Raw genomic sequence first — 25174 nt, 5'->3', positions numbered from 1 at the left:
TCACGCCGCTCCCGTCAACACGCGGACGGCGACCCGCGGCCGCCGTACCCAGGCTGCCGGCTCAGCGCCCGCGCGAGACCCGCTCGATCTCGGCGCGCACCAGCCGCTCGACTACGGCCGGAAGGTTGTCGTCGAGCCAGGTTTTCAGCATCGGCCGGAGCATCTCCTTGACGAGATCCTCCAGCGTCCGGGCGTTCTGCGTCAGCACCGTATGGGCCAGCAGGTTGAACGCGCCGCTGACGCTGGCATCGGTCGCCGGGGAGACCAGAGCCTCCGGCCCCGGCTCCGGCGCGCGCACGACCTGGAGCACGGGCTCCGGGGGCGGGGGCGGCGGGGCAGGCGGCTCCGGGATCGGTTCGGGCTCCGGCTCCGGCGCGGCCGTGACCGGGTCCTCGAAATCGATCGCATCGAAATCGAGCAGGTCCGGAGCAGGTTCCGGCTCCGGCTCCGGCTCCACGATGCGCGGGCGCATCACAGGCTCGGCGGCCTCCGCGAGGTCGAGCACGTCCTCGGGCTCCGGGGCAGGGGCCGGAACATCGGCCGGCTTGGCCGCCTGATCGTCGGCGATGATCCTCCGGATCGACGCGAGGATCTCTTCCATCGAAGGCTCGTGCGCCTTATCGGCAGCCTTGTCCTGGAATTTCGTGTCCGGGATCTTGGGGCTTGCTGCACTCATAGGCAGGCGCACTCGGGCATGGGAGACTGGAAAGCGATCCGAATGAATCGATGTTCAATCAGTATTCCATGCCGTTTCATGGCGGCAAGCGCGCCCGCAACACACTCCCCGTGGAAAAGCCCTCAGCGACCGTCCGGCGTGCGCAGGCCGAACCACAGGTCCTTGACCTGATCGTAGTGGACCTTGGCGCTGTAATATTCGACCGGGAGCGCCGTGAAGCGGGCGGTCAGTTGTCCGATCGCCTGGACCACGCCGTATGAGAAGATCACGCGGTCGCGCTGGGCGACGATGAGGCTCACGCGGGAGTTCAGCAATTCCTGCTGCGCGTTGAGCACGTCGAGGGTCGTGCGCTGGCCGACGCGAGCCTCCTCGCGCACGCCGTTCAGCGCCACCTCGTTGGCCTGGACCTGGGCCTGGGCGGCGATGACCTGCGCCTTGGCTGCTTCCAGTCGGCCCCAGAAGTCGACGATCTGGGCGCGGACCTGATCCCGGATCTGGTCGACCTGGATGCGGGCCTGGCCTACCGATTCCTTGGCCTGCCGGATCTGCGCGTAGGTCTGGCCGCCCTCATAGATCGGGATGGAGAGCCGGCCGCCGACGAAGCCGACGAAGAAGCTCTGATTCGGGCCGTTCTGATCGTAGAGCTGGCTGAGGGAGCCCTGCAGGCTGAGCTGCGGTGCGAGCTGACCTTCCAGCACCTTCACCTGGGCTTCGTACGAATCGACATTGTGGATGGCCGAAACGACCTGCGGATGTTCGCTCAGGCCGATGGCGATGGCCGCGTCGAGATTGCGCGGCACGAACCGATCCAGCGGCCGACCCGGCGCGAGCTGGCGCGGCTCGACGCCGATATTCTGTCGGTAGACGCCGATGCTCGTGCGCAGGTTGGACTCGGCGGTGCTCACCTGCGAACGCGCGCCGGCCAGCCGCGCTTCGGCCTGCGCGACGTCGGTGCGGGTCACCTCACCGACGTTGAACCGGTCCCGCGTCTGGCGGAGTTGTTCTTCCAGAACTTCGACGTTGTTCCGGTTCAGCTCCAGCGTGGCCGTGTTGCTGAGCACGTTCATGTATGCCTGAACGGCGTTGTAGAGCACCGTCAGCTCGGTGAAGCGCAGGCTCTCGCGCTGGCTGTAGACCTGCGACTCGGCCCGGCGGACCTGATTGTCGGTCTGGAAGCCGTTGAAGATCGTCTGCGTGACGTTCAGGCTGGCAGAGCTGGGCAGGTAGGTGGTGCGCGTCGTCCGCTTGGAGGTGATCACCTGGCTGGCGATGTCGGACGTTGCGCCCTCGGACAGGCCCCCACCGCCCGCTGCGGACCCGGATGTTCCGGTACCCGTGGTCCCGACGCTCGTGGTTCCGCCTCCCGTGGTCCCGACCCCCGTGGTCCCCACGCCCGTCGTCCCGACGCCGCTTGTCCCGCCGCCTGCCGTTCCAAGGCCGCCGCCCGTCGACCCGAGGGAAGAGCCGCCGCTGGCGGCCCCCGTACCGGCGGTGCCCGCGGACGCGACGCTGCTGGAGGAGCGGGTTTGAAGGTACTGGACGCCGATCGCGGCGTTGACGCTGACGGTTGGCCGGTAGCCGGACTGCGCGATCGCCACGTTTTCATCGATCGCGCGCACCCCGGCGCGACCGGCATTCAAGGATGGATTGCCCTGATAGGCCTTCGCGAGGGCGCTCTCCAGGGTCTCGGCGGAGGCCGGCATGGCTGCCAGCATCGCGAGCCCGGACACCATCCCGGCCAGGCGGAACGTCGGACAACTTGCTGGTGGACGTCGTGTCACGATGAACAAGCCCTTGCGGTCTCTTTCGGTCCGGATGTCCGAGACGAAAACGGCCAAGGTACGGCGTTTCGCCCGTCTCCGATCAAGCCCGCCCCACCGTCACGCTTAGCGCAAACCGGACGTCTTGGCTCGCCTCGGCGTGGGTGCGGCGTCGGAATGTGCCGCGTTGGGGCATTAAGGTGACACACCCTGCGATCGCTATGGGGCGCGTACGCGTATTGAACTGTCTAGCTCTATAAATGCGACGCATCAGAGACTATCGCCTGCTTGCGAAGACGGGAGAATGTGATCGAGGCGTCGGACCGGTGCGCGACGACCGACGGCCTCACGCGGCCGCTGGATCGGGCGTCGCGCCCGCCGGGCCGGCTTGCTCTTAGTACCGATCCATCCCCCCGCCGCCCGCATCCGGCTCGAGATCTTGTGGGTTGTAGGGGGCGGGATCAGGCTCCGGGTCACGGGGCGGGCGCGCCGCCGGGCGGTGCCTGGGCACCGATCCCGTCAAGGCGGGCGGAGGCTTCGGTTTCGGCGCTGCGATCGGGGGCGTTTGCTGTCCCCGGGGCCCGGGCGGCCCGGGCGGCCCGGCCGGGCCCGTGGCACCCATCAGCCCTGGCGTGCCGATCAGGCCGGCAGGCCCACGCTGGCCGGCTGGACCCTGCGGGCCCGGCGGTCCGGCGAGGCCTTGCTCGCCGGCGGGGCCCTGCAGCCCGGGTGGTCCGGGCGGTCCCATCGCGCCCCGCTCACCGGGCGGCCCGGCCTCGCCGCGCGGACCCGTCTCACCGCGCGGCCCGGCCGGCCCGGCCGGGCCGACGAGGCCGGGGGCCTGCTGGCCGCATTCGCCGACGACGATGCTGCGAGTCTGTTTCGGCGTCCGCAGCGTCGCGATGCAGGTGGCCGGATGGTAGACGACGCGGAACTCGAAATAGCCTCGGTTGTCGGTCCGCTGCGGGAACTGGCCGTCCAGCGTGATCTCCACGCCCGGATCGTCGGCGTAGCCGATGATCCAGAGGTCGCCGCCGGTGATCTTGGCGGCCTCGATACGCATATCGGCCGCCTGGGTCGGCACCGGACAGGCGGCCGAAAGGGCCAGAATCAACCAGAGCGCAGTGCGCTTGCGCTGCAGGCGATTGACAGATCTCATGGCGGGTCACGCAGTCTTTTCGTCGGTCAGAATGCCATACTCCGCAAACTAAGCAATAAATTGCTGAGAAAGTTGGATGTGGAAAAACGCGGCTGGCCGACGGGCGTAGTCCGAATTGGGTATTCAGCCACCCCGCGACGAGGCCTGTAGCGTGCCGACGCCGGGCCGGTTCGGGCCGTCGCAGGCTGCGCGGGAACGAGGAGCATTGCGCTCAATTCGGATGGGCCCGACGGACCAGCGCGGATGTCCGTGCCGCGATCAACCCCGGCGATCCGGCGGCCGGCGCCTTGTGAGCGCCTTGGGGCCGCGCGTCGGATTCGCTGTGGAGGGTTCGACCGTGGACGAGAACGATCCGGCCTGGGACACGGATCCGCTCTGGTACGACCGGACGGAGTCCGGACCGGAGCCGGGGTTCATCCTCGAAGCTCTGGCTTGGCTGTTCCTGCTGACGATCGCCGGCAGCTTGGCCCTCGTCTTGGCCCTGGTGTGGCTCTACCGGCTGCCGGATCGCCTGTGGCGCGCGGCGACGCGCAGGCTCCTGAGTCGCGGGCCGGCGGATCTGGAGCGCTTCTGAGCGGGTCGAGCGGCCCCGAGTTCCCTTCGCAACGCCGTCTCTTCAGGCCGCCGCGATGCGCGTGGTGAGCAGGGTTGCCTCCAGGGCTTCCACCGGCATCGGGCGCCCGAGGTGGTAGCCCTGCAGAAACGGGCACCCCATCGCCTGCAGAATGTGCAGGTCCTCGGCCGATTCGACCCCTTCCGCCACCACGTCGAGACCGAGCAGACGGCCGAGGCCGAGGACGGCGAGGACGAGCCCGCGCTTGTCGTCGCTCGATCCGAGCCCGGTGACGAAGCTCCGGTCGATCTTGATCCGGTCCGCCTTGAGCTGCCGCAGCGAGGAGAGGGACGAGTAGCCGATGCCGAAATCGTCCAGGGCGACCCGGATGCCGGCGCGGGACAGCGCCTGCAGTTTGCTCTGGACCGCACCGATGTCGAGGGCGGTTTCCTCGGTGATCTCGATCTCCAGCATCGTGGGCGGCAGGCCGAGAAGGGTCAGGCGCTCGATGACGATCTCGTCCACCGGTACCTGCGCCATCTCCCGCGGTGAGACGTTCATCGCCACGCGCACGCCCTGCAGGCCGCGGCGATGTAGGATCTCCAGCATCGCGGTGACCTGCTCGAGGATGTAGCGGAACAGGGATTCGGTGAGGCCCGCCATCCCGGCGGCGGCGATCAGGTCCGGCGGGGCGATCCAGCCGAGGCGCGGATGCTCCCACCGGACCAGCGCCTCCAGCCCGGCCAGGATGCGGCCATCCGCGGCGTAGATCGGCTGAAACCAGACCTTCGGGGCGTTCTCGACCAAGGCCTGCGACAGGTCGCGCTCCAGATCGCGCCGCATCTGCAGCCGCTCGCGCAGGCCCTGGTCGAACACCCGGAAGCGGTTCCGGCCGGTCGCCTTCGCGGCGTAGAGCGCCTCGTCGGCGCAGCTCAGCATCTCGGTCAGGCCGGGCTCCGGACCGTCATGAATGCCGATGCTGACACCGAGCCGGCCCGCGTCGAAACCCTCGAACGGCTGTGCCACCGTGGTGATCAGAGTCGCCGCCATGACGCCGTGGGGCACGCCGGACGTGGCGGGATCGTACAGCACGGCGAATTCGTCGCCGCCGAGCCGGGCCGCAAGGCTGTTCTCCGGCAGCGCACCGCTCAGCCGGCGCGCGACCTCCACGAGCACGCGGTCGCCCGCCTTGTGTCCGTAGACGTCGTTGACGAACTTGAAACCGTCCAGGTCGAGCATCAGCAGGCTGAGCGTGCCGGTGTGAAGCCGATGCTCGGTCGCCTGCAGAAGGCCCGCGCGGTTCAGAAGGCCGGTGAGGTCGTCATGCGTGGCGCGCCAGCGCATCTCATCGACGAGGGCGCTGGCGCTGGCATGCGCCTCGGCGCGCGATCGGGCGAGGGCGTGGGCCTCGTTCTTGAGCCGGCTCGCGTCGCGAAACACGGCCTCGCTCCGGAACGCGGTGTGCGTCAGGGCCAAGAAGTAGAGGATGACACAGGCTGCGAGGCAGTTCCGGTCGAAGTCACCGGTCAGGACAAGGCAGACGGCGACCGACAGCAACGGCATCACGATGAAGCTGAGCGGGATGCGGGCATACGCGGTCCCGTGCGTCACCGCGCCAGCGGTCACGCCGCAGGTGATCGCGAGATAGAACAGGGCCTGCGCGGAGGTATAGCCCTCGCATAGCAGCGGCTGGCAGGCCCAGACCACACCGGACAGGAACGCCGCAGCCGTGAAGGCGCGCAGCCGCCTGTCGATGGAGCGGCCGGCATGTGCGGCGAGGCTCGGCGTCATGTCCGCGGTCAGCGCCAGGCCGAGGCAGGGGATCCGGCACAAGGTGATTCGCAGGAGATTGACGCTGGTCGATGCCGCAAACCAGACGGCCCCCGCGGTCCCGTGCCCGCTGCGATAGGCGACCAGTAGACTCGCCAGTCCGAGAAGCATGTTGACCGGAATAGCGGCCAGCACGCTCCCGCGCATCGCATCCAGCTGGTCCCGCCGGATCAGCGCATCCCAGCTCGGAACCGAAGGGTCGAGAGATTCGCCGGGACCGGGCGGTTCCGGCTGAGATCTCTCCTGGTCCCGAACGATCATCGTACGTCCACTCGAAGCTGAGGGACTCATGACAGGGAATCGTAAGATAACGTTGAACGATCAGCGAAAGCCGCTGCCGTCGAGAACGCTCCGGGCGTCGGCCGGGGCAGGACGACAGGTCGCAAGACATTCCGGCCGCGTCCGGGCGCACCATATCGTCGACCGGGCCGTCTTCGGGCCCGGGATCCTCCATGGCCCTGACTCGCGATCTTCTCGATATCCGGACGATCTACCATGAACCTGCGGTCGGCGACTTCCCGCTCGGCCGGGAGATCCTGACGCGCTTTGCCGAAGCCGAGCGCATCGTCGTGCCGTCGCACTGGAACATCCCGGAACTCCACGGCAATGCGGGATCGGTGGAGGACTGGGTGCGGATCAAGCGTTCGACCCTGGTCCTCGGCGTGAAGAAGGGGCTCGCCATGCGGCCCAATGGCCGCAGCGCCCATTTCATCGCGCCCTCGACCTCCAACGGCTGCGCCATGGCCTGCGCCTATTGCTACGTGCCCCGCCGCAAGGGCTTCTCCAATCCGATCTCGCTGTTCGTGAACGTCGAGCAGGCCTGTGCGGCGATCGCCCGCCATGCCGGACGCCAGGGGCGCCTGTCGGAGCCGGATCCGATCGATCCGGAATACTGGGTCTACGACATCGGCGAGAACGGTGACCTCTCGGTGGACGCCGCGGTGAGTGACGGTGTGCGCAGCCTGGTCGCGCTGTTCCGCACTCTGCCCAACGCCAAGGCCTCCTTCGCCACCAAGGCCGTGAACCGCGATCTCCTCGCCTACGACCCGCAGGGCAAGACGCGCATCCGCTTCTCGCTCATGCCCGCACGGATCGCCCGGATCGTGGACGTGCGCACGGCCCCGATCCCGGAGCGGATCGCGGCCATCGATGACTTCGTGACCGCCGGTTACGAGGTCCACGTCAATTTCTCGCCCGTGATCCTCTACGAGGGCTGGGAGGAGGACTGGCGGGCGCTGTTCGCCGAAATCGACGCCACGCTGTCGGACGCCGCCAAGGCGCAGCTCAAGTGCGAGATCATCATGCTGACCCACAATGCGGATCTGCATGCGGTCAATCTCGGCTGGCACCCGAGGGCCGAGGACCTGCTCTGGCGCCCGGACATCCAGGAAACGAAGGTTTCGGAAGGCGGCGGCCTCAACCTGCGCTACCGGTCCGGCTGGAAGGGCCGATGGCTTGCCCGGTTCAAGGCGCTCCTCGCGGAATCGATGCCCTATTGCACGGTGCGCTACGCGTTCTGAGCGCCGGTCGCCGAACTTCCCGCCGCGCCCGGCGTTGCCGCGCCAGCGCAAGGGGGGATCAGGCCATGGCGACGCACGAGGATCATATCCGCGAGGCTGTCGCCCTCGCCGAGGCCAATGTGGAGGCCGGCGGTGCCCCGTATGGCGCTGTGATCGTGCAGGACGGCGCCGTGCTGGTCCGCGCGGCCAATCGGGTGCACGCCACCAACGATCCGAGCGCCCATGCCGAGATGGTCGCGCTGCGCGAGGCGAGCCGGCTGCTCGGCCGCCGCGACCTCGGCGACTGCGTGATGTATGCGAGCGGCCGCCCGTGCCCGATGTGTCACGCCGCGATGCGGCTCGCCGGCTTCACGGAAGGCTATTTCGCCTTCTCGGCCGAGGAAGCCGCAGAACATGGCGCCGGCAGCGCGACGATCTATGCGGAACTTTGCCAGCCGCTCGATGCGCAGCCGATGCGGATCAGCCAGATACGGCCAGACGGCGATTCCCCTTACGCTGCCTGGAAGGCGCGTCGCAGGGCGTGAGCCGGCTCCGCCGGCCTCAATGCGTCCACGGCGCCGTGCGGTTGAACTTGAAATTGTCCGAGTAGGACAGGCCCTTGCGATGGACCGGCTTGGCCGGCTGCTCGACGCGGAAGGCGATGCCCTCGCGCTTCGCGTAGGCCACGGCCTCCTCCTCGGTGTCGAATTCCAGGCGCACCTGCTGAAGCATGTCGGAGGATCCGTTCCAACCCATCAGCGGATCGATCTCGCGCGGGCTGGTCCGGTCGAACTCCAGGATCCACTGCTTGGTGCGGGCGAGGCCCGACTGCGTGGCATCCCGAGACGGACGGAAGATGCGGGCGCTCGGCATCGGATTCGACAAGCTCCTGATCGAATGGTCGGGGCGATAGGATTCGAACCTACGACCCCCTGGTCCCAAACCAGGTGCGCTACCAGACTGCGCCACACCCCGACTGCCACACGGCCTCAATGCCGTAGCGGTTCCGCCGTTCCCCTGCAAGACGCGTCGCGGGTTCCGCGCGCCGATGTGCCGTCACCCGCGGCGGCGCGGCACCGTACGGGCGAGAGCCTCATCGACTTGTCAGACAAATCGCCGCGTTGTAGCGTTTGACTTGGGACGAGGGCTGGGCCTGCCTGCTGACGAACCGGCGCCTGCCATCACTGGGGGGCGGAGGATGGCAAGTTTCGGATCGCCGCGCCGGACGGTTCCGGTCCTCGTCACCGCCGCGGCATGCTTCGGGCCTCAGGGCCGCTCTTGCCGGCCCGGCCCGAAACCGTGACGATCGCGGCGAGCGACATGGACCTTCCCGTGTGGACACCGAGCCCGCGCTATCCCGACCCGGCCGTCGAGATCCTCGACGACACCTTTGCCCGCTACCGGGTGTTCAACGCGGCGGTCGAGCGCCTCGCCACCGGATTCCGCTGGTGCGAGGGACCGGTCTGGTTCGGCGACGGCCGCTACCTGCTCTGGAGCGATATCCCGAACGACCGCATCCTGCGTTGGGACGAGGAGAGCGGGGCGGTCGGCCTCTACCGGAAGCCGTCGGGCTTCGCCAACGGCAACACCCGGGACCGGCAGGGGCGGCTCGTCACCTGCGAGCACGGGGGCCGTCGAGTCACCCGGACCGAGCATGACGGCGCGATCACCGTTCTGGCGGATATGTTCGAGGGCCGCCGGCTCAATTCGCCGAACGACGTCGTGACCGCTGCCGACGGGGCGGTCTGGTTCACCGATCCGCCCTTCGGGATCGGCGGCTTCTACGAGGGCGCCCGCGCCGAACCCGAACTCCCGCAGAACGTCTATCGACTCGATCCGGTCAGCGGCGTGCTGGAGGCGGCGGCCTCCGACCTCGCCGGTCCCAACGGCCTGTGCTTCTCCCCCGACGGCTGCGTGCTCTACCTGGTGGAATCGCGTGGGCGGCCGACCCGGCGGATCGTTGCCTACGACGTCGTCGGCGGCCGCGCTCTCCGAGACCGGCGTGTGCTGATCGACGCCGGGCCGGGCACGCCGGACGGCCTCCGGTGCGATGTCGACGGCAATCTCTGGTGCGGCTGGGGCATGGGCGACGACGCCCTGGACGGCGTCATGGTGTTCAACCCCGAGGGCCGGGCGATCGGCCGGATCCGCCTGCCGGAGCGCTGCGCCAACCTCTGCTTCGGGGGCCGGCATCGCAACCGCCTGTTCATGGCGGCCAGCCAGTCGCTCTATGCGATCTACGTCGACGTCCAGGGCTGCGTCGGCGGATGAAGCCGAGAGTAGACGGCCCGACCATGCCGTCGGCGGCATGCTTGACCGGAGCGCCACGGCGACCCACTTCCCGTCCGCCGGGGGTATAGCGGGACACCAGCCGATGATCGAACTCCACTACTGGCCGACGCCAAACGGCCATAAGATCACGATGTTTCTCGAAGAGACGGGGCTGCCCTACCGAATCCATCCTGTGAATATTGGTAAGGGCGAGCAGTTCAATCCGGATTTTCTCAGGATCGCCCCCAACAACCGCATGCCGGCGATCGTCGACGACGAGCCGGCGGGCGGCGGCGCGCCGGTCTCGCTGTTCGAGTCGGGGGCGATCCTGCTCTATCTCGCCGAGAAGACCGGGCGCTTCATCCCGAGCGACCTTCGCAGTCGGGCGGAGGTGCTGCAATGGCTGTTCTGGCAGATGGGCGGTCTCGGCCCGATGCTCGGCCAGAACCACCATTTCTCGCAATATGCGCCCGAGAAGATCGAGTACGCGATCAAGCGCTACGTCAATGAAACCAACCGGCTCTACGGCGTGCTCGACCGGCGGCTGGCCGACCGTGCCTTCGTGGCCGGCCCGGATTACTCCATCGCCGACATGGCCTGCTATCCCTGGATCGTCCCGTACGAGAAGCAGGGCCAGAACCTTGACGAGCACCCGAACCTGAAGCGCTGGTTCACGGTGATCGCCGAGCGGCCCGCCACGAAGGCAGCCTATGCCCGCGCGCCGGAGGTCAATCCGGATTTCGGCAAGACCATGAGCGAGGACGCCAAGAAGGTGATGTTCGGCCAGACCGCCACCAACACGAAGCGCTGAGCTGGTCATGACCGAGCCCGTGCCTGCCCTGCCGCTGGAGGTGCTCCACCGCGGCTGGAACACCTTCGGCATCGCCACGCTGACGCTGCAGGATGGCAGCACCGTGCGGCGCGCGCTGGAGGATCACGGGCAGGCGGCCTGCGTGCTGCCCTACGATCCCGAGCGGCGCGTGGCGCTGCTCGTGCGGCAGGCGCGGGTGGGGCCGGCCTTCTGGGGCGAATCGGCGGAGTTCGACGAAGCCCCGGCCGGCGGCCTCGACGGGGACACGCCGGAGGCAGCGGCGATCCGGGAGGCGATGGAGGAAGCGGGCGTGCGCCTGCGACGGCTGGAGCCGGTGGCCCACGCCTACAGCATGCCGAGCGTCTCCTCCGAACGTCTCTGGCTCTACCTCGCGCCCTATGGATCGGCCGACCGGGTCGGGTCCGGTGGCGGGCTTCACGCTGAGGGCGAGCAGGTGCTCGTCGTGGAAGTGCCGCTGGCCGCGCTGGCGGATCAGGCCCGCACCGGCCGCCTGCCCGACCTCAAGACCCTGGTCCTGGTTCAGGCCCTGATGCTCCGCGCCCCCGCCTTGTTCGCCGCATGACGCTCCCGCCCGCCACGCCCGAATCCGATGTCTTCGCGCAGATGCTCGCCTTCGCCGAGGAGGCGGCGCCGCTGGCCCTCGCCATGCGGGCGACCGGCCTTGCGATGAGCAACAAGGGCCCGGATCTGGGCCAGGCCCTGACCGAGGCCGATCTCGCCGTCAGCCGGTTGCTGCACGCGCGGTTCGGCCCCGACCTGATCGAGGAGGAGACGGCCGAGGATCTCGGGCATGCGGCGGCCCGGGCGATGCTCGCCCGCGATACCTGGACCTTCGTGGGCGACCCGATCGACGGCACCCGGCCCTTCGCGGGCGGCCTGTCGGGCTGGGGCGTGATGGTGGCGGCCTGCCGCGCCGGCTGGCCCCGGGCCTGCGTGATGAGCCTTCCGGCCTGGAACGAGGATCGCTCGGAGCCGGCCCGGAGCGTAGCCGCGGAGGCGACGGAGGGCATCCTGCTCGCGGCGAGCGCGGGCCGCGCCTTCTGGGCGCCGACACGCGGCGGCCGCATGGTTGCGGCGTTGCGTCCGCTCGAGCAGGCGGAGCGCCGGACCGGCCATGTCGGCTGGCTGTCGGTCACGGCGCAGCGCTATATCCTGGATTACGGCCGCGGCTGGTTCCCCTGGAGCGAGGGCGGCGCGATCTCGGACGCCGCGCTCCTGGCCACTGGACGCCTCGACGCGACCTTGAGCAACAACCGCTTGTGGGACCTTGGCCCGATCCTGCCCCTGTTCGAGGCGCTCGGCTTCCGCCTGTTCCACTGGCCCGACCTCGGCGACCCGCCGGCCGCCTTCGCCGACCTGTTCGACGCGGATCTGTCGGCCCATGACGACCTCTGGCTCATCTGTCGGGATCGAAATCAGGCGGCCGATCTGGCAAGGGCGATCCGGCGCGTCGAGCGCCTTGATTGAATTCAGGCGTCAGCCCAAACGCTTTACAATGTATTCAGCGCTCGACCTGTCGATCCTCTCCCGTCGTCGCTGCTGGGCAGCCGATCCGAAAGTTCCTCGCGCTCGATCCTGACAGCGCGACCGCGTCCGGCGTCGCACTGCCCTGGGTCACTTCGCTCCGCTCGTGGTGACGGCGCGGGCTACGTCGACGGAGGGGTTCGAAGGAAACCATATGACAGCCCGCGCTTCAGAGGCATGAAAAGAGGGACGGCGCACCACGTTGTGGCGCGCCGTCCGTTCTCGTCTTCGCCGATGGACCAATCAGTTCAGCGTCGCGTTGACCGGCCGGCGCTCGGTGCCGACCGTGACGTCGCCGATCATCAGGCCCATCGGGCCGACCCTGACCGGCACCGTCTCTCCGTCGTGGACCTTGCCGGAGAGGACCAGCTCGGCCAGGGGATCCTGGACGTTCTTCTGGATCACCCGCTTCAGCGGCCGCGCCCCGTAGGCCGGGTCGTAACCCTTGTCGGCGAGCCAGCTCTTGGCGTCCTCGTCGACCTCCAGGGTGATCTTGCGATCGTCCAGGAGCTTCTGCAGGCGCCCGAGCTGGATCTCCACGATCGCCCCCATCTCCGACCGCGCGAGGCGGTGGAACAGGATGATCTCGTCGACCCGGTTCAGGAATTCCGGCCGGAAGTGACCCCGCACCACGCCCATCACCTCGTCGCGGACCGCGTCGGTGTCCTGGCCCGCAGGCTGGTTCACCAGATACTCCGACCCGAGATTCGAGGTCATGATCAGCAGGGTGTTGCGGAAGTCGACCGTCCGCCCCTGGCCGTCGGTGAGCCGCCCGTCGTCGAGCACCTGCAGCAGGACGTTGAACACGTCCGGATGCGCCTTCTCGACCTCGTCGAACAGCACGACCTGATAGGGCCGGCGCCGCACGGCCTCGGTCAGCGCGCCGCCCTCCTCGTAGCCGACATAGCCCGGAGGCGCGCCGATCAGCCGGGCGACCGCGTGCTTCTCCATGTACTCGGACATGTCGATGCGCACGAGCGCCGTGTCGTCGTCGAACAGGAAGCCGGCCAGAGCCTTGGTCAGCTCGGTCTTGCCGACACCCGTCGGCCCGAGGAACATGAACGAGCCGATCGGCCGGTTCGGATCCTGCAGCCCGGCCCGGGCGCGCCGGACCGCGGTCGAGACCGCCTCGACCGCCTCGCGCTGGCCGACGACGCGCTTGGCCAGCGCCTCCTCCATGGCCAGAAGCTTCTCGCGCTCGCCCTCCAGCATCTTGTCCACCGGCACCCCGGTCCAGCGGGAGACCACCCCGGCGATGTGGGCGGGCGTCACCGCCTCCTCCATCATCGTATCGCGCCCGTTCTCCGCCTTCGCCTCGATCTCGGCGAGCTGCTTCTCCAGCCCGGGGATGACCCCGTAGGCCAGCTCGCCCGCGCGCTGGTACTGGCCCTGGCGCTGCGCCGCGGCCAGCTCGTTGCGGGCCTCGTCGAGCTTCTTCTTGAGGCCGGCGGCCGTGCCGAGCTTGTCCTTCTCGGCCTTCCAGCGGGCGGTGATCGCCGCCGAGCGCTCCTCCAGGTCGCCGAGTTCCTTCTCCAGCCGGACCAGCCGGTCGCGGGAGGCGGAATCGGTCTCCTTCTTGAGCGCCTCGGCCTCGATCTTCAGCCGGACGATCTCGCGGTCGACGTTGTCGAGCTCCTCGGGCTTGGAATCGACCTGCATGCGCAGGCGCGAGCCGGCCTCGTCGACGAGGTCGATCGCCTTGTCGGGCAGGAACCGGTCGGTGATGTAGCGGTTCGACAGCGTCGCGGCCGCCACCAGGGCCGCATCCTGGATGCGCACGCCGTGGTGCTGCTCGTACTTCTCCTTCAATCCGCGCAGGATCGAGACCGTGTCCTCCACGGTCGGCTCCGACACGAAGACCGGCTGGAAGCGCCGGGCGAGCGCCGCGTCCTTCTCGACGTGCTTGCGGTACTCGTCCAGCGTGGTCGCGCCGACGCAGTGCAGCTCGCCGCGGGCGAGCGCCGGCTTCAGCAGGTTCGAGGCGTCCATCGCCCCGTCGGCCTTGCCGGCGCCGACCAGCGTGTGCATCTCGTCGATGAACAGGATGATCCCGCCCTCGGCCGCCGTGACCTCGGAGAGCACGCCCTTCAGCCGCTCCTCGAACTCGCCGCGATACTTCGCGCCGGCGATCAGCGCGCCCATGTCGAGGGCGAGCAGGCTCTTGTCGCGCAGGCTCTCGGGCACGTCGCCGTTGACGATGCGCAGGGCCAGACCCTCGACGATCGCGGTCTTGCCGACGCCGGGTTCGCCGATGAGGACCGGGTTGTTCTTGGTGCGCCGGGACAGGACCTGGATGGTCCGCCGGATCTCCTCGTCGCGGCCGATCACCGGGTCGAGCTTGCCCTCCCGGGCGGCCTCGGTGAGGTCGCGGGCGTACTTCTTGAGCGCGTCGTAGGCGTTCTCGGCCGAGGCGTTGTCGGCGGTGCGGCCCTTGCGCAGCGCGTTGATGGCGGCGTTCAGCGAGGCGGGGGTGACGCCCGCCGCCTGGAGCGCGCGGCCGGCCTCGGAATCCTTCTCCACCGCGAGGGCGAGGAGCAGCCGCTCCACCGTGACGTAGGAATCGCCCGCCTTCTCGGCGGCCTTCTCGGCGGTGTCGAACAGGCGCATCAGCTCGCGCGTGGCCTGCGGGGCCGCGGCGTTGCCGGAGACCTTCGGCTGCTTGGCGAGCCACTGCTCGGTCTGGGCCAGGGCCACGCGCGACTGGCCGCCGGCGCGGTCGATCAGGCCGGCGCACAGGCCCTCCGGATCGTCGAGCAGCACCTTGAGCAGGTGACCCGGCTGAAGCTGGGGGTGTCCCTCGCGCGTCGCGAGGTTCTGAGCCGCCTGCACGAAGCCGCGGGCGCGCTCGGTGTACTTTTCGAAATTCATGCACAACCCTCCCGTACCGGCATCCGCCGCCCGATGAGAGGCGCGGCGCCACCGAAACGTCGCCCTCCGGCTATCCGCCGCGCGAGGACCCCGGCGCCGCTGGTGGCCGCCGGTAGACCCGATGTGGTGTTGCAAATGGGCACCACAAGGGGCCGCGAAGCTCTTGCGCGACGGATCAATTCAGGGCCACGCTCCGCGCATGACCGCATTGATTCATGTCAGCGCCCTGTACCGCTATCCCGTGAAGGGCCTGACCCCCGAACCCGTCGAGCGGGCGGAGCTGGAGACCAGCGGCTTCTTCCCGGGCGACCGGCTCTACGCCATCGAGAACGGCCCTTCGGGCTTCAACGCCGTGGCGTACCGGCATCAGCCGAAGACCAAGTACCTGATGCTCATGCGCGACGAGGCGCTCGCCCGCCTGCGCACCCGCTACGACGATGCCACGGCGACGCTCACCGTGGACGGGCACGGCGAGCTGCAGGCCTTTCGCCTCGACACCGAGGCCGGCCGCCAGGGACTGGCCGACCTGATGCGGCGGTTCGTCCCCGAGAGCCTGCGCGGGGAGCCGAAGGTGCTCGCCGCCCCGCCGCAACACCGATTCACGGATTCGCCGACCGGCTACGTGTCGCTAATCAACCGGGCGAGCGTGGCGGCGGTCGAGGATTATCTCGGCGCGCCCGTGGATCCGCTGCGCTTCCGCGGCAATCTGCTGGTCGAGGGGCTCGCGCCCTTCGCCGAGTTGGAGATGGTCGGGCAGGTCGTCGAGGCGCCGAGCGGGCTGCGGCTCAAGATCACCAAGCGCACGGTGCGTTGCGCGGCCACCAACGTCGATCCGACGAGCGGCGTGCGGGACTGCGACATCCCTTGGACCCTGGATGCCCGGCTCGGCCACCGGGACCTCGGCGTCTACGCCGAGGTGATCGCCGGCGGCGCGCTGGCGAGGGGCGACGCGTTGCGGGTGGTCGGGTGATCGATCAGGGCGATCTGTCGAACCCGATCCCCTCTTCCTGAAGCGCGCACCGGCGGGCCTTCACGCTGCCCTCCAGGATGGCGCGACATCCGGCGGCCTTCTTCGAGGCCTCCGCCGCGTTCGGCCTCTCCGGATGAGGGTGAGACTCTGTTCGCCCGTCGTAACGGCCCTCAGAGCCGCGACACGTAGGCCGCCAGATCCTTGATGTCGCCCTCGCTCAGCCCTTGCGCGACCTCGTTCATGGCCGGGTCGTAACCCGGCCGGGCGTTCGACTTGTAGCCGGCGAGCGCCTTGGCGAGATAATCCTCTCGCTGCGCCCGGATCCGCGGGATCGCGTCGCGGCCGGCAAGGTCGGAGCCGTGGCAGGAATTGCACTGGTGCTTGGCGACGAGCCCCTGGGCCCGCTCGGCCAGGGCCGGGTCGGCGGCCGGTCCGGACCGGCTGGGCGGCGGCAAGGTCGCCACCGCATCGGCATAGGCCCGCAGATCGTCGTCGGAGAACCCGGCGGCGACGTCGTTCATGGGAGGCGCCTCGCGCTGCTTCTCCCGGAATTGGAAGAGCTGCGTGACCACGTAGTCCGGGAGCTGACCGCCGAGGGAGGGCACCCCCTCGGTTTCGGAGGTGCCGTTTCCGTGGCAGCCGATGCAGGGCGCGAGGCGCTCCTGCATCGCCGCATCGGGCGCGGCGAGCGCCGCACCCGCCAGAACCGTGCCGAGGATGGGTCCCAATCCCCGGATCGCCCGTGACGATCGGCGCATCACTTGCCGTAGCTGACGCGGTAGATCGCGCCGTTATAATCGTCCGAGACGAGCAGCGATCCGTCCTTGGCGACGAGGACATCGACCGGCCGGCCGGCATACTTGTTGTCCTGGAGGAAGCCGGTCAGGAACGGCTCAACCGAGGCGATCTTGCCGTCCGATCCGGGCTTGGCCAGGACCACGTCGCCGCCGAGCTTGGCGGTGCGGTTCCACGAGCCGTGCCGCGCGACGAAGATCGCGTCCCGGTAGGCGTCCGGGAACTGCGTGCCGGTGTAGAACCGCAGGCCGAGCGAAGCCGTGTGCGGGCCGAGGAGCGCCGCCGGCGCGGTGAATTCCGCGCAGGAATGGCCCCAGCCGTATTCCGGATCGGTGAAGGTGCCCTGGTGGCAGAACGGGTAGCCGAAATGCTGCTTGCCCGGCTCGGTGACCACGTTCAGCTCGTCGTTCGGGATGTCCTCCGACACCCAGTCGCGGCCGTTGTCGGTGAACCAGAGCTGCTTCGTCTTCGGGTTCCAGTCGAAGCCGACCGTGTTGCGCACGCCGCGGGCGACGACCTCGGCGTTCTTGCCATCGAGGTCGATCCGGCGGATCTGCGCGTGCGTGTCCGGCGGCATCAGGATGTTACCCGGTGCGCCGATCGGCACGTAGAGCTTGTTGTCGGGCCCGATGGCGATGAACTTCCAGCCATGCGCCTCGTCCTTGGGGAGGTCGTCGTAGACCAGGGTCGGCTTCGCCGCGCCGTCGAGGTGGTTGGCGATGTCGTCGTAGCGCCAGATCTTCGAGAGTTCCGCGACGTAGAGCGCACCGTCATGGAAGGCGACGCCGTTCGGCCGGTGCAGGCCCGACGCAATGGTCTTGACCACGCGCTTCCCGTCCTGGCCCGCCTCCGGCAGCACCGCGTAGACCTTGCCCACGGTCCGGGTGCCGACATACAGCGTCCCGTCCGGCGCTTGGGTCATCTCGCGGGCATTGGCGAGGCCGCTGGCATAGACCTCGACGTGGAAGCCTTCCGGCACCTTGAGCTTGTCCAGCGGCAGCTTGGCCGGGGCGGTCGCGAGCGGCGGCCCCGCGACGGGCGCGAGCTTCGCGGCCGCACCACCTTCGGGGCGGCCATAGAGGGCGTCACCGCGTTCGACCGCCTTCACGCTCGCCGGCGGCGCCGCGGATGCGGGCGTCTCCTGTGCGTGCGCGACGTAAGATCCCGCCGTCCCGAGGCCCAGGCAGGCGAGGGCGACGGCGAGGGAACCGGCGACGGTCGGTGTGCGGATCGGCGTCATGGTGTCTCCCGATGCGAACCGGTGCTCGGCCGGCCGCTTATGCTGAACTCATTATTCACCGATCCGCGCCAATGGCGCGACCCGTCGGATGAACGCGAGGGCGACAGCGCGCAGCCGACGTAACACGACGCCGAGTGACGGCTTTGGCGAGCGATCGAGGGGCTGAAAGCCGTCTGTCGACAGCGTGCCGGAAGCGTCGCATTTCGCTCCGTCGTCAGCCGGGATGGCGATGGGACGGGAGCCGACCCGACGTTCGACACGTACCCTCGCCTTGCGTTTTGGCCAACGATCTCCGAAAACGCCCCCCGTCCGGGAAGCTTAGGCTTGGCCGGGGATGCCGGCCGCGGGCCGGAGCCCGGCCGATGCGGCGTTCCGATCCGTTTCGAGGACACGGTTCGATGATCGATTACGCGCAGGCGCGGCGGATGATGGTCGACTGCCAGTTGCGGACCTTCGACGTGAACGACAACACGGTGCTCGACGCCTTCGACACCGTAAAGCGCGAGGCCTTCGTGCCCAGGGGCCGTGAGGCCTTCGCGTATATCGACCAGACCCTGAATTTCGGCGACGGAGCCGGAGAGACCCGCTGCCTACCGGCGCCGATGGTGCTGGCGCGGATGGTCCAGGCCCTCCGGGTTCGGCCGGGTGTCGCCGCCCTCGACGTCGCCAGCGGCACCGGCTACGCGGCGGCGATCATGGCGCACCTCGGCGCGCAGGTCACCGCCGTCGAATCGGTCCCCGATCTCGCCGCCGAGGCTCGCGCCCGCCTCGGCGCCACCGCCCAGGTGGTGGAGGGCCCGATCGCCTCCGGCGCGCCCAAGCAGGCGCCCTTCGACGTGATCCTGATCAACGGTCGCGTCGAGGTCCGGCCGCAGGCCCTCCTGGAGCAGCTCAAGGATGACGGCCGTCTCGTCTGCGTGATGGGCCCGCACCGCAACGCCAAGGTGACGCTGTTCGTGCGCGCCGGCGATGCCTTCGGCGCGCGCCCGCTGTTCGATGCCTCGCTGCCCGGTCTCGAGGCCTTCGCGGCGGAAGCCGGCTTCGCGTTCTGAGGAGCCGTCCCGCTCACCCCCCGCTCACCCCAATCGATAATCCGACAGGCGGGCGCGTCGCGCACTCCGGCGGTACGCCATCACCGAGTCCGGCCACAGCGTCGTGTTGCGTCCGCTCGCGTCGAGGTACCAGCTCCGGCAGCCGCCGGCCTGCCAGATGCTGTCGGCCATCCGGCTGCGGATCCGGTCGAGGAAGCGCGCCTGCGCCTCCGGCCGCACCTCGATGGCCCGATTGCTCGTCCGCAAGGTCTTCAAGCAGTCGAGCACGTGCTGCACCTGGATCTCGATCATCGACACGACCGAGTTATGGCCGAGGCCGGAATTGGGCCCGAGCAGCATGAAGTAGTTGGGAAACCCAGCGACCGTGATGCCCTGATAGGCCCCCATGCCGTTGGACCAAGCTTGCGTCAGCCGCAGGCCGTCGCGGCCGACGAGGTGCATCCGCGCGAAAGTCGCGGTGACGTCGAAGCCGGTGGCGTAGACGATCACGTCAAGGTCGTGGCTCCGTCCGGCTTCCGTGGTGAGGCCGGTCTCGGTGATCCGGGCGATGCCGTCCGTTTCCAGGGTGACGTTCGGACGCTGGAGCGTCGGATAATAGTCATCGGAGATCAGGACGCGCTTGCAGCCGAGCCGATAATCGGGCGTGAGCTTCGCCCGCAGGTCCTTGTCCTTCACGGCTTTCGCGAGATGCCGGCGGGCGAGCGCCTCGGCCTGTCCGGTGAGCTTCGAGACCTTGGTGAAGCCCAGGAAGGCGCGCACCTCGTGCAGCCAGAACAGCCGGGCCCGTTCGAGCCGACGGGCCAGGGGCAGGCGCCGGTAGCGCGCCTTCGCGCCTTCGGGAATGGCGTGATCGTGCTTGGGCATGATCCAGGGCGGCGTGCGCTGGAACAGCGTGAGCTGCGCGGCGACCTTGGCGAGTTCGGGCACGACCTGAATCGCGCTCGCCCCCGTGCCGATGACGCCGACGCGCTTGCCGGTGAGGTCGACGGAATGGTCCCAGGCCGCCGTGTGGAAGGCCGCGCCCGCGAAGGCGTCACGGCCGGGTATGTTCGGGTAGGCCGGATGGTGCAGGCCGCCCATGCCCGAGACGATCGCCCGCGTCAGGATCGGCCCGCGGTCTGTTTCCACCTGCCAGAGGGCGCGCGTCTCGTCCCAGGTCGCACCCCTGAACGTCGTCCCGAGCCGGATCAGAGGCATCAGCCCGTTCCGCTCGGCGGTCTCCCGAAGGTAGGCCAGGATCTCCGGCTGCGGCGCGTACATCCGGCTCCAATCGGCTTTCGGAGCGAAGGACAGCGAGTAGAGGTGCGAGGGGATATCGCAGGCCGCCCCCGGATAGGTGTTGTCGTGCCAAGTGCCGCCGATTCCGTCGGCCTTCTCGATCACCTGCAGCGGACCGATACCCGCCTGCCGGCAGCGGATCGCCATCGCGAGCCCCGAGAAGCCGGCGCCGACGATCAGGACGGCGAGGGTCTCGGAGGCGGGCTCGGTCATCGCAGGGGGCTCCCGGACGGGGCGTGGGGTGCGTGCGCATTCAGGAAGGCCGCGGCCTCGTCGAGGGACGTCCGCGCCTCCGGCAGCATGCTGGCCGCGAATTGCCAGGCGTGGGACACGACCGGGAAGAGCTTGAGTTCGGTCTCGACGCCGGCCGCCCGGGCCCGCTCGGCCATGCGAACGGAATCGTCGCGCAGGACCTCGCGGGCGCCGACATGGAACAGCAGCGGCGGGAAGCCGGTCGGGTCGCCGTAGATCGGCGAGATCCGCGGGTCGGCCGGATCGGCATCGCCCAGATACATCGGCCGGATCGCCGCAAGCGCCTGCGGATCGAACATGGCATCGCGCCATGCGTTGGTGACCCGCGACCCGCCCTCCGACACGAAATCTGTGGCGGGGGAGAACAGGGCCGCCGCCCAGGGCATCGGCAGGCGCCGGGTGCGGGCCTCAGCCATCAGAACGAGGGCGAGGTTGCCGCCAGCCGATTCGCCGGCCACGCAGGCCGTCCCGTCCGCGCTGAACGCCGCCCAGACCGCCGCCACGTCGTCGACCGCGGCGGGGAACGGGTGCTCGGGGGCGAGGCGGTAATCGGGCGCGAAGATCGTGAAGCCGCGGCTCGCCAGCGCACCCGTGACGGGGCGGTGCGTCCGGGGTGAGCAGGCGATGAAGCCGCCGCCATGGATGTAGAGCATCCGTCGGCCGGGACCCGCCTTCGGTCGGATCCACTCGCCTTTGACGCCGCCGACGAGGCCCGGCTCGTAGGTCACGCCCTTGGGATCCGGGAAGGCCGGCGCCTCGAAGATCCGGCGGAACGCGGCCGCGTCGCGGGCCCGGGACAAAGGGCCCCGGATGCGGCTGCGGACCATGTAGGCCCCGAGATACGCACGCAGGCTTGCCATCAGAGGGTCCCGCCGGACAGGCGCACGATCGTCTTCCAGTAGCTGACCGGCATCAGCCGCTGGATCAACGCGGCGTTCTTGGCGTCCTTGCCGACGACGATCCGGGGGGACCGGGTCTCGATTCCGCGGATGATCGCGGCGGCGGCATCCGCGGGCGCGAGCGTCAGCAGCTTGCCGAATGCCTCCCGCGCCTTCTCGTCTTCCACGGCCGCGCGCTTGGCCGCCTCGGGATCGGTCGGGGGCCGCCGGCCGCGGGCGTTGCGCGAGATCGCGGTGGCCACGCCGCCCGGATGGACCACCGTCACCCCGAGGCCGGTGCCGGCATATTCGTGCCGGAGGGCCTCGGAGAAGCCGCGCACCCCGAACTTGCTCGTGCAATAGGCGACCTGGCCCGGCGGCGCGATCAGCCCGAACAGGCTCGACAGGTTGACGATCTGGGCCGCTGGACGGGCGCGTAGCATCGGCAGGAAGGCGTGGCACATCCGCACGACGGCGCGGAGGTTGATGTCGAGCAGCCACTCGAAATCGTCGAGATGCGTCTCGTCGAACCGGCCGCCGAGGGCGACGCCGGCATTGTTGATCAGGAGGTCGAGGTGCCCGAACCGCTCCGCGACCCAGTCCGGCAGGAGGCGGATCGCTTCGGCATCGGTGAGATCGAGGACCCGCATCTCGACCGCGACGCCGCGGATCTTCGCGGCGGTGGCCGCCAAGCCGGCCTCGTCCCGGTCCAGCAGAAGAAGGTTGCAGCCCTTCGCGGCGAGGCCCTCGGCGAGGGCCGCGCCGATGCCGCTGGCCGCGCCGGTGATCAGGGCAACCGCCCCCGCGAGCTGGAACCGCTGTGCCAAACCGCGCCCCCCGTGTCGCCGACCTGGATCGGACTTCCATCGGGGGATAGTCCCGGCCGGCCGGATTGTCTAGGGTGAACACCCTAGACGGGGACGGGGACATGAAGCGGGGCGCGGGCCGCAGGATCGAGTTCGGTGCGGAGGTCGGCCCGCGGACCGGTGGTGCGGCGCCGAGCCCGGACACGCGCACGCGAATTCTCGCAGTAAGCCTCGCGCTGTTCAACGCCCGCGGACTCGGCCATGTCACCACGGCGGAGATCGCGGCTGCGGCGGGGATCCGCGAGGGCAATCTGCAGTACCATTTCCCGCGCAAGAGCGGCCTGGTCGAGGCCGTGTTCGGGGCCTTCGAGGCCGAGGCCCTGGCGGTCGCGGGCCGGATGCCTGCCGACCCCGCGGCGCCGGAGGCGCTGCTCGCCTACCAGCGGGCGTGGTTCGATCTGATCTGGCGCTATTGCTGCATCTACCGCGACGGCATCGCCATGGTGGAGATCGCCCCGGCTCTGCGTCCGCGGGTCCATGCCCTCCGGGCCGAGACCCAGGCGCTGGCGCGCGGCGTCTTCCAGGCGGCCGTGCGGGCAGGGCGGCTTCATATCGGCCCGGACGCCCTCGGGCGGCTCATCGACAATGCCTGGATCGTGTCCAGCCACTGGATGAGCCACCGCCTCCAGGGGGGTACGACCCTGACCGAGGCCGACCGCGACTGGGGCTTCGCGCAGGTCCGCGACCTGTTCGCGCCCTATCTCGCGCCCGACCGCCCGGACTGACGGCCTCTGGCCCGAACCTTCCATACGCTCAGGCCAAGCTCGGACCCGAAGGACGCGATGCTCGACCGCCTGATCCATGCCGGCCTCAGCCTTCTGGTGCTGCTCGCCGTCGCCCTCCTGTTCTCGACGAACCGGCGGGCGATCAGCCCCCGCGTCATCCTCACCGGTCTGGCGCTGCAGGTGGGCCTCGGCGCAGCGGTGCTGTTCCTTCCTGCCGGACGGGCGGCGCTGGCGGCCGCCGCCGACGGAGTCGTGGCGGTGCTGTCCTACGGTGACCGCGGTACGGCCTTCCTGTTCGGTGGCCTCGTCGAGCCGAAGATGTTCGAACTGTTCGGCGGCTCGGGCTTCATCCTGGCGCTGCGGGTCCTGCCGCAGATCCTCTACGTCTCCGCGCTCATCGGCGTGCTCTACCATCTCGGCGTGATGCAGGTGCTCGCCCGAGGGCTCGGCGCGGTGCTCCGGCGGATTCTCGGCACCTCGCCGATCGAGTCGTTCTCGGCGGTCATCACCATCGCCATCGGCCAGAGCGAGATCGCCGTGGCCCTGCGCCCGTTCCTCGCCCTGCTCACCGGCGCTGAATTGTTCGCCGTCATGTCGAGCGGCGCCGCGTCCACGGCGGGATCGATCCTGGCGGGCTACGCGGCCCTCGGCGTGCCGATGACCTATTTGCTCGCGGCCTCGGTGATGGCGATCCCGGGGGGGCTCGTCTACGCCAAGATCCTGATGCCCACCACGGAGCCGACCCGGATCGCCACCACGCGGGTCGAGTTCGGCGAGACGCGTGCGGCCAACATCATCGAGGCGGCGGCCGACGGCACCCAGAAGGGGCTGGCGGTCGCGGTCTCGGTGGGGGCGATGCTGATCGCCTTCGTCGGGCTGATCGCCCTGGCGGACGGCCTGTTCGGCGCACTGGGCGGATGGTTCGGGTATCCCGCCGCCTCGTTCGTGGCCGTGCTCGGCTGGGCGCTCGCCCCGCTGGCGTGGCTGCTCGGGGTTCCCTGGGACCAGGCGACCTTGGTGGGCGGCGCGATCGGCCAGAAGCTCGCCTTCAACGAGTTCCTGGCCTATGCCAACCTGTCGCCGGTCCTGAAGGCCGGCACCCTGGAGCCGCGCGCGCAGGCCATCGTCTGCTTCGCCCTGTGCGGCTTCGCCAATTTCGCCTCGATTGCGATCCAGCTCGCGAGCTTCTCCAGCCTCGTCCCGGAGCGGCGCTCCGAGGTTGCCCGTTACGGCCTGCGGGCGATCCTGGCGGGGACGCTGTCGAACCTCACGAGCGCGGCGATCGCGGGGCTGTTCGTCGCGTGAGGGATCCGCTGCCCTTCCGCGCCACCAACGGAAGCGCCTTCGGGCGCGCGTGCTTCGGCACCGGCAGGAGGCGGTCGAGGATCGATCCGATCCATACGAAGGCGGGGCGCAGCAGCGCCCCGGCGTCGACGCGACCGGAATCATGCCAGAGGGGCGCGAGGAAGGTGGTGTCCGGGCGCTCCACGCAGCGCAGGGCTGGCACGCCGGTGATCGGGCAGCGTCGGCTTGCCGGATGGGTCGCAGATGCTGCGTCCGCCAACCTGTCGTCGTTCGCTCCGCGGCCCTGGATGGCCCTATTGCGGTTCAGCGACACAGGTTCGGGGCAGCACGTCGGGCCGCGGTGCGGCTTATCCCGAGAACGCAAAAGAAAAGCGCCGCTTCGGAAGAAGCGGCGCTCGAACAAGCCGTGTCGACGTCTTAGTTGAACGTGTCGATCTCAGCCGACTCGTAGCTGGTGACTTCCATGCCGACGCAGATCTCGGAGACGACGGGAGCGGACCAAGGCATGATTTCCTCCAGGTAGATTGAAGCGATGGATAAAGAAATCGCTGAGGCCGGAGCGAAGCGCTCCGGACGGTGCGCGACTTAGTTGAACGTGTCGATCTCAGCCGACTCGTAGCTGGTGACTTCCATGCCGACGCAGATCTCGGACACGATCGGGGCGGACCAGGCCATGGCGTTTCTCCTCGCTGTTGGTGAGATCCATATAGGCAATATCTTGGACGCAATACAAGCGAGCACAACACTTATATTTCTCATATGGAGCCTGGGAGTCGGCCGGGTCGCACTCCGCCGTGGCCCTGTGGCCACCCGGCGGAGCGCCGTTCAGCATCGGCTGCGG

Annotated in this window: 24 protein-coding genes and 1 tRNA gene; 11 read left to right on the top strand and 14 right to left on the bottom strand. The window is 69.3% G+C overall.

Annotated elements, in window-relative coordinates:
• Positions 1-61: 61 nt before the first annotated feature.
• From CIW48_RS14645 to CIW48_RS34525, 3 genes are all read right to left on the bottom strand, one after another.
• Complete coding sequence (locus tag CIW48_RS14645; RefSeq protein WP_149311434.1) at positions 62-601, bottom strand: DUF2497 domain-containing protein; 540 nt, start codon at positions 599-601, stop codon at positions 62-64.
• Positions 602-798: 197 nt separating this feature from the next.
• Positions 799-2409, bottom strand: coding sequence for a TolC family outer membrane protein (locus tag CIW48_RS14640; protein ID WP_149311433.1), 1611 nt, complete (start codon positions 2407-2409; stop codon positions 799-801).
• A 421-nt stretch (positions 2410-2830) separates the two neighbouring features.
• Positions 2831-3595, bottom strand: a complete 765-nt coding sequence (locus tag CIW48_RS34525; protein WP_281407347.1) for a collagen-like protein — start codon at positions 3593-3595, stop codon at positions 2831-2833.
• A gap of 337 nt (positions 3596-3932) precedes the next feature.
• Between CIW48_RS34525 and CIW48_RS14630 the strand changes: the two genes are divergently transcribed.
• Positions 3933-4169: a hypothetical protein gene (locus tag CIW48_RS14630; protein WP_149311432.1), complete on the top strand. Its 237-nt coding sequence runs from the start codon at positions 3933-3935 to the stop codon at positions 4167-4169.
• Positions 4170-4211: 42 nt separating this feature from the next.
• Here CIW48_RS14630 and CIW48_RS14625 read toward each other — a convergent pair whose 3' ends face one another.
• A complete protein-coding gene (locus CIW48_RS14625) occupies positions 4212-6125 on the bottom strand; it encodes an EAL domain-containing protein (RefSeq protein ID WP_246695249.1) in 1914 nt (637 codons plus the stop codon).
• A 305-nt stretch (positions 6126-6430) separates the two neighbouring features.
• Between CIW48_RS14625 and CIW48_RS14620 the strand changes: the two genes are divergently transcribed.
• Both CIW48_RS14620 and CIW48_RS14615 read left to right on the top strand, forming a co-directional pair.
• Positions 6431-7498, top strand: coding sequence for a spore photoproduct lyase family protein (locus tag CIW48_RS14620; protein ID WP_149311430.1), 1068 nt, complete (start codon positions 6431-6433; stop codon positions 7496-7498).
• Between the two features lie 65 nt (positions 7499-7563).
• Positions 7564-8022, top strand: a complete 459-nt coding sequence (locus CIW48_RS14615) for a nucleoside deaminase (RefSeq protein WP_149311429.1) — start codon at positions 7564-7566, stop codon at positions 8020-8022.
• A gap of 16 nt (positions 8023-8038) precedes the next feature.
• Here the strand turns inward: CIW48_RS14615 and CIW48_RS14610 are convergent, their stop codons facing one another.
• Together CIW48_RS14610 and CIW48_RS14605 are read right to left on the bottom strand one after the other, a co-directional pair.
• Positions 8039-8350 carry an ETC complex I subunit gene (locus CIW48_RS14610; RefSeq protein WP_091787937.1) on the bottom strand — a complete coding sequence of 104 codons (312 nt, stop codon included), beginning with the start codon at positions 8348-8350 and terminating at the stop codon, positions 8039-8041.
• Between the two features lie 25 nt (positions 8351-8375).
• A tRNA-Pro gene (locus CIW48_RS14605) sits at positions 8376-8452 on the bottom strand.
• Between the two features lie 345 nt (positions 8453-8797).
• Here CIW48_RS14605 and CIW48_RS14600 point away from each other — a divergent pair.
• The 4 genes from CIW48_RS14600 (at position 8798) to CIW48_RS14585 (ending at position 12047) form a co-directional block, all read left to right on the top strand.
• Positions 8798-9748, top strand: a complete 951-nt coding sequence (locus CIW48_RS14600) for an SMP-30/gluconolactonase/LRE family protein (protein ID WP_173009269.1) — start codon at positions 8798-8800, stop codon at positions 9746-9748.
• 103 nt (positions 9749-9851) lie between these two features.
• Positions 9852-10559: a glutathione S-transferase N-terminal domain-containing protein gene (locus tag CIW48_RS14595; RefSeq protein WP_149311428.1), complete on the top strand. Its 708-nt coding sequence runs from the start codon at positions 9852-9854 to the stop codon at positions 10557-10559.
• A 7-nt stretch (positions 10560-10566) separates the two neighbouring features.
• A complete protein-coding gene (locus CIW48_RS14590; RefSeq protein ID WP_149311427.1) occupies positions 10567-11142 on the top strand; it encodes an NUDIX hydrolase in 576 nt (191 codons plus the stop codon).
• Positions 11139-12047, top strand: a complete 909-nt coding sequence (locus CIW48_RS14585) for an inositol monophosphatase family protein (protein ID WP_149311426.1) — start codon at positions 11139-11141, stop codon at positions 12045-12047. The genes CIW48_RS14590 and CIW48_RS14585 overlap by 4 nt, the downstream gene beginning before the upstream one ends.
• A gap of 300 nt (positions 12048-12347) precedes the next feature.
• Here CIW48_RS14585 and clpB read toward each other — a convergent pair whose 3' ends face one another.
• Entirely contained in the window at positions 12348-14972 is a 2625-nt protein-coding gene (clpB, locus tag CIW48_RS14580) for an ATP-dependent chaperone ClpB (protein ID WP_149311425.1), read from the bottom strand.
• Between the two features lie 199 nt (positions 14973-15171).
• Here clpB and CIW48_RS14575 point away from each other — a divergent pair, with 199 nt between their 5' ends.
• Positions 15172-15942 carry an MOSC N-terminal beta barrel domain-containing protein gene (locus CIW48_RS14575; RefSeq protein ID WP_149311424.1) on the top strand — a complete coding sequence of 257 codons (771 nt, stop codon included), beginning with the start codon at positions 15172-15174 and terminating at the stop codon, positions 15940-15942.
• Between the two features lie 170 nt (positions 15943-16112).
• On the opposite strand, the gene CIW48_RS14570 is transcribed toward CIW48_RS14575, so the two are convergent.
• Both CIW48_RS14570 and CIW48_RS14565 read right to left on the bottom strand, forming a co-directional pair.
• On the bottom strand, positions 16113-16700 hold the full coding sequence (locus tag CIW48_RS14570; protein ID WP_149311423.1) for a c-type cytochrome: 588 nt from the start codon (positions 16698-16700) through the stop codon (positions 16113-16115).
• Positions 16700-17977, bottom strand: coding sequence for a PQQ-dependent sugar dehydrogenase (locus CIW48_RS14565; protein ID WP_149311422.1), 1278 nt, complete (start codon positions 17975-17977; stop codon positions 16700-16702). Before CIW48_RS14565 ends, CIW48_RS14570 begins: the two co-directional genes overlap by 1 nt.
• Positions 17978-18375: 398 nt before the next feature.
• On the opposite strand from CIW48_RS14565, the gene CIW48_RS14560 reads away from it, so the two are divergent.
• A complete protein-coding gene (locus CIW48_RS14560) occupies positions 18376-19029 on the top strand; it encodes a protein-L-isoaspartate O-methyltransferase (protein ID WP_149311421.1) in 654 nt (217 codons plus the stop codon).
• Between the two features lie 24 nt (positions 19030-19053).
• Here CIW48_RS14560 and CIW48_RS14555 read toward each other — a convergent pair whose 3' ends face one another.
• Genes CIW48_RS14555 through CIW48_RS14545 form a run of 3 tightly spaced genes read right to left on the bottom strand, consistent with a single transcriptional unit; the run spans position 19054 to position 22264 of the window.
• Positions 19054-20520: an NAD(P)/FAD-dependent oxidoreductase gene (locus CIW48_RS14555; protein ID WP_149311420.1), complete on the bottom strand. Its 1467-nt coding sequence runs from the start codon at positions 20518-20520 to the stop codon at positions 19054-19056.
• A complete protein-coding gene (locus tag CIW48_RS14550; RefSeq protein ID WP_149311419.1) occupies positions 20517-21419 on the bottom strand; it encodes an alpha/beta hydrolase in 903 nt (300 codons plus the stop codon). Before CIW48_RS14550 ends, CIW48_RS14555 begins: the two co-directional genes overlap by 4 nt.
• Positions 21419-22264: an SDR family oxidoreductase gene (locus CIW48_RS14545; protein ID WP_149311418.1), complete on the bottom strand. Its 846-nt coding sequence runs from the start codon at positions 22262-22264 to the stop codon at positions 21419-21421. Before CIW48_RS14545 ends, CIW48_RS14550 begins: the two co-directional genes overlap by 1 nt.
• A gap of 74 nt (positions 22265-22338) precedes the next feature.
• Here CIW48_RS14545 and CIW48_RS14540 point away from each other — a divergent pair, with 74 nt between their 5' ends.
• Both CIW48_RS14540 and CIW48_RS14535 read left to right on the top strand, forming a co-directional pair.
• The gene (locus CIW48_RS14540) at positions 22339-23028 is read left to right on the top strand and encodes a TetR/AcrR family transcriptional regulator (protein WP_246695247.1); all 690 of its coding nucleotides are present in this window, start codon (positions 22339-22341) and stop codon (positions 23026-23028) included.
• Positions 23029-23085: 57 nt separating this feature from the next.
• Positions 23086-24333 carry a nucleoside transporter C-terminal domain-containing protein gene (locus tag CIW48_RS14535; protein WP_149311417.1) on the top strand — a complete coding sequence of 416 codons (1248 nt, stop codon included), beginning with the start codon at positions 23086-23088 and terminating at the stop codon, positions 24331-24333.
• 417 nt (positions 24334-24750) lie between these two features.
• Here CIW48_RS14535 and pqqA (CIW48_RS14525) read toward each other — a convergent pair whose 3' ends face one another.
• Positions 24751-24840, bottom strand: coding sequence for a pyrroloquinoline quinone precursor peptide PqqA (gene pqqA, locus CIW48_RS14525; protein ID WP_149311416.1), 90 nt, complete (start codon positions 24838-24840; stop codon positions 24751-24753).
• 78 nt (positions 24841-24918) lie between these two features.
• Complete coding sequence (gene pqqA, locus CIW48_RS14520) at positions 24919-25008, bottom strand: pyrroloquinoline quinone precursor peptide PqqA (protein ID WP_007559223.1); 90 nt, start codon at positions 25006-25008, stop codon at positions 24919-24921.
• Positions 25009-25174 lie beyond the last annotated feature (166 nt).

Source organism: Methylobacterium sp. P1-11 (assembly GCF_008329595.1).
GTDB lineage: Bacteria > Pseudomonadota > Alphaproteobacteria > Rhizobiales > Beijerinckiaceae > Methylobacterium.
This window is presented reverse-complemented; position numbering and strand designations above follow the sequence as displayed.

What these genes read in the sequence shown, in the direction of transcription:
- CIW48_RS14645 (WP_149311434.1), bottom strand. Translation starts at nt 601, where the DNA reads ATGGAAGAGATCCTCGCGTCGATCCGGAGGATCATCGCCGACGATCAG.
- CIW48_RS14640 (WP_149311433.1), bottom strand. Translation starts at nt 2,409, where the DNA reads ATGGTGTCCGGGCTCGCGATGCTGGCAGCCATGCCGGCCTCCGCCGAG.
- CIW48_RS34525 (WP_281407347.1), bottom strand. Translation starts at nt 3,595, where the DNA reads ATGAGATCTGTCAATCGCCTGCAGCGCAAGCGCACTGCGCTCTGGTTG.
- CIW48_RS14625 (WP_246695249.1), bottom strand. Translation starts at nt 6,125, where the DNA reads ATGCGCGGGAGCGTGCTGGCCGCTATTCCGGTCAACATGCTTCTCGGA.
- CIW48_RS14620 (WP_149311430.1), top strand. Translation starts at nt 6,431, where the DNA reads ATGGCCCTGACTCGCGATCTTCTCGATATCCGGACGATCTACCATGAA.
- CIW48_RS14615 (WP_149311429.1), top strand. Translation starts at nt 7,564, where the DNA reads ATGGCGACGCACGAGGATCATATCCGCGAGGCTGTCGCCCTCGCCGAG.
- CIW48_RS14610 (WP_091787937.1), bottom strand. Translation starts at nt 8,350, where the DNA reads ATGCCGAGCGCCCGCATCTTCCGTCCGTCTCGGGATGCCACGCAGTCG.
- CIW48_RS14600 (WP_173009269.1), top strand. Translation starts at nt 8,798, where the DNA reads ATGGACCTTCCCGTGTGGACACCGAGCCCGCGCTATCCCGACCCGGCC.
- CIW48_RS14595 (WP_149311428.1), top strand. Translation starts at nt 9,852, where the DNA reads ATGATCGAACTCCACTACTGGCCGACGCCAAACGGCCATAAGATCACG.
- CIW48_RS14590 (WP_149311427.1), top strand. Translation starts at nt 10,567, where the DNA reads ATGACCGAGCCCGTGCCTGCCCTGCCGCTGGAGGTGCTCCACCGCGGC.
- CIW48_RS14585 (WP_149311426.1), top strand. Translation starts at nt 11,139, where the DNA reads ATGACGCTCCCGCCCGCCACGCCCGAATCCGATGTCTTCGCGCAGATG.
- clpB (WP_149311425.1), bottom strand. Translation starts at nt 14,972, where the DNA reads ATGAATTTCGAAAAGTACACCGAGCGCGCCCGCGGCTTCGTGCAGGCG.
- CIW48_RS14575 (WP_149311424.1), top strand. Translation starts at nt 15,172, where the DNA reads ATGACCGCATTGATTCATGTCAGCGCCCTGTACCGCTATCCCGTGAAG.
- CIW48_RS14570 (WP_149311423.1), bottom strand. Translation starts at nt 16,700, where the DNA reads ATGCGCCGATCGTCACGGGCGATCCGGGGATTGGGACCCATCCTCGGC.
- CIW48_RS14565 (WP_149311422.1), bottom strand. Translation starts at nt 17,977, where the DNA reads ATGACGCCGATCCGCACACCGACCGTCGCCGGTTCCCTCGCCGTCGCC.
- CIW48_RS14560 (WP_149311421.1), top strand. Translation starts at nt 18,376, where the DNA reads ATGATCGATTACGCGCAGGCGCGGCGGATGATGGTCGACTGCCAGTTG.
- CIW48_RS14555 (WP_149311420.1), bottom strand. Translation starts at nt 20,520, where the DNA reads ATGACCGAGCCCGCCTCCGAGACCCTCGCCGTCCTGATCGTCGGCGCC.
- CIW48_RS14550 (WP_149311419.1), bottom strand. Translation starts at nt 21,419, where the DNA reads ATGGCAAGCCTGCGTGCGTATCTCGGGGCCTACATGGTCCGCAGCCGC.
- CIW48_RS14535 (WP_149311417.1), top strand. Translation starts at nt 23,086, where the DNA reads ATGCTCGACCGCCTGATCCATGCCGGCCTCAGCCTTCTGGTGCTGCTC.
- pqqA (WP_149311416.1), bottom strand. Translation starts at nt 24,840, where the DNA reads ATGCCTTGGTCCGCTCCCGTCGTCTCCGAGATCTGCGTCGGCATGGAA.
- pqqA (WP_007559223.1), bottom strand. Translation starts at nt 25,008, where the DNA reads ATGGCCTGGTCCGCCCCGATCGTGTCCGAGATCTGCGTCGGCATGGAA.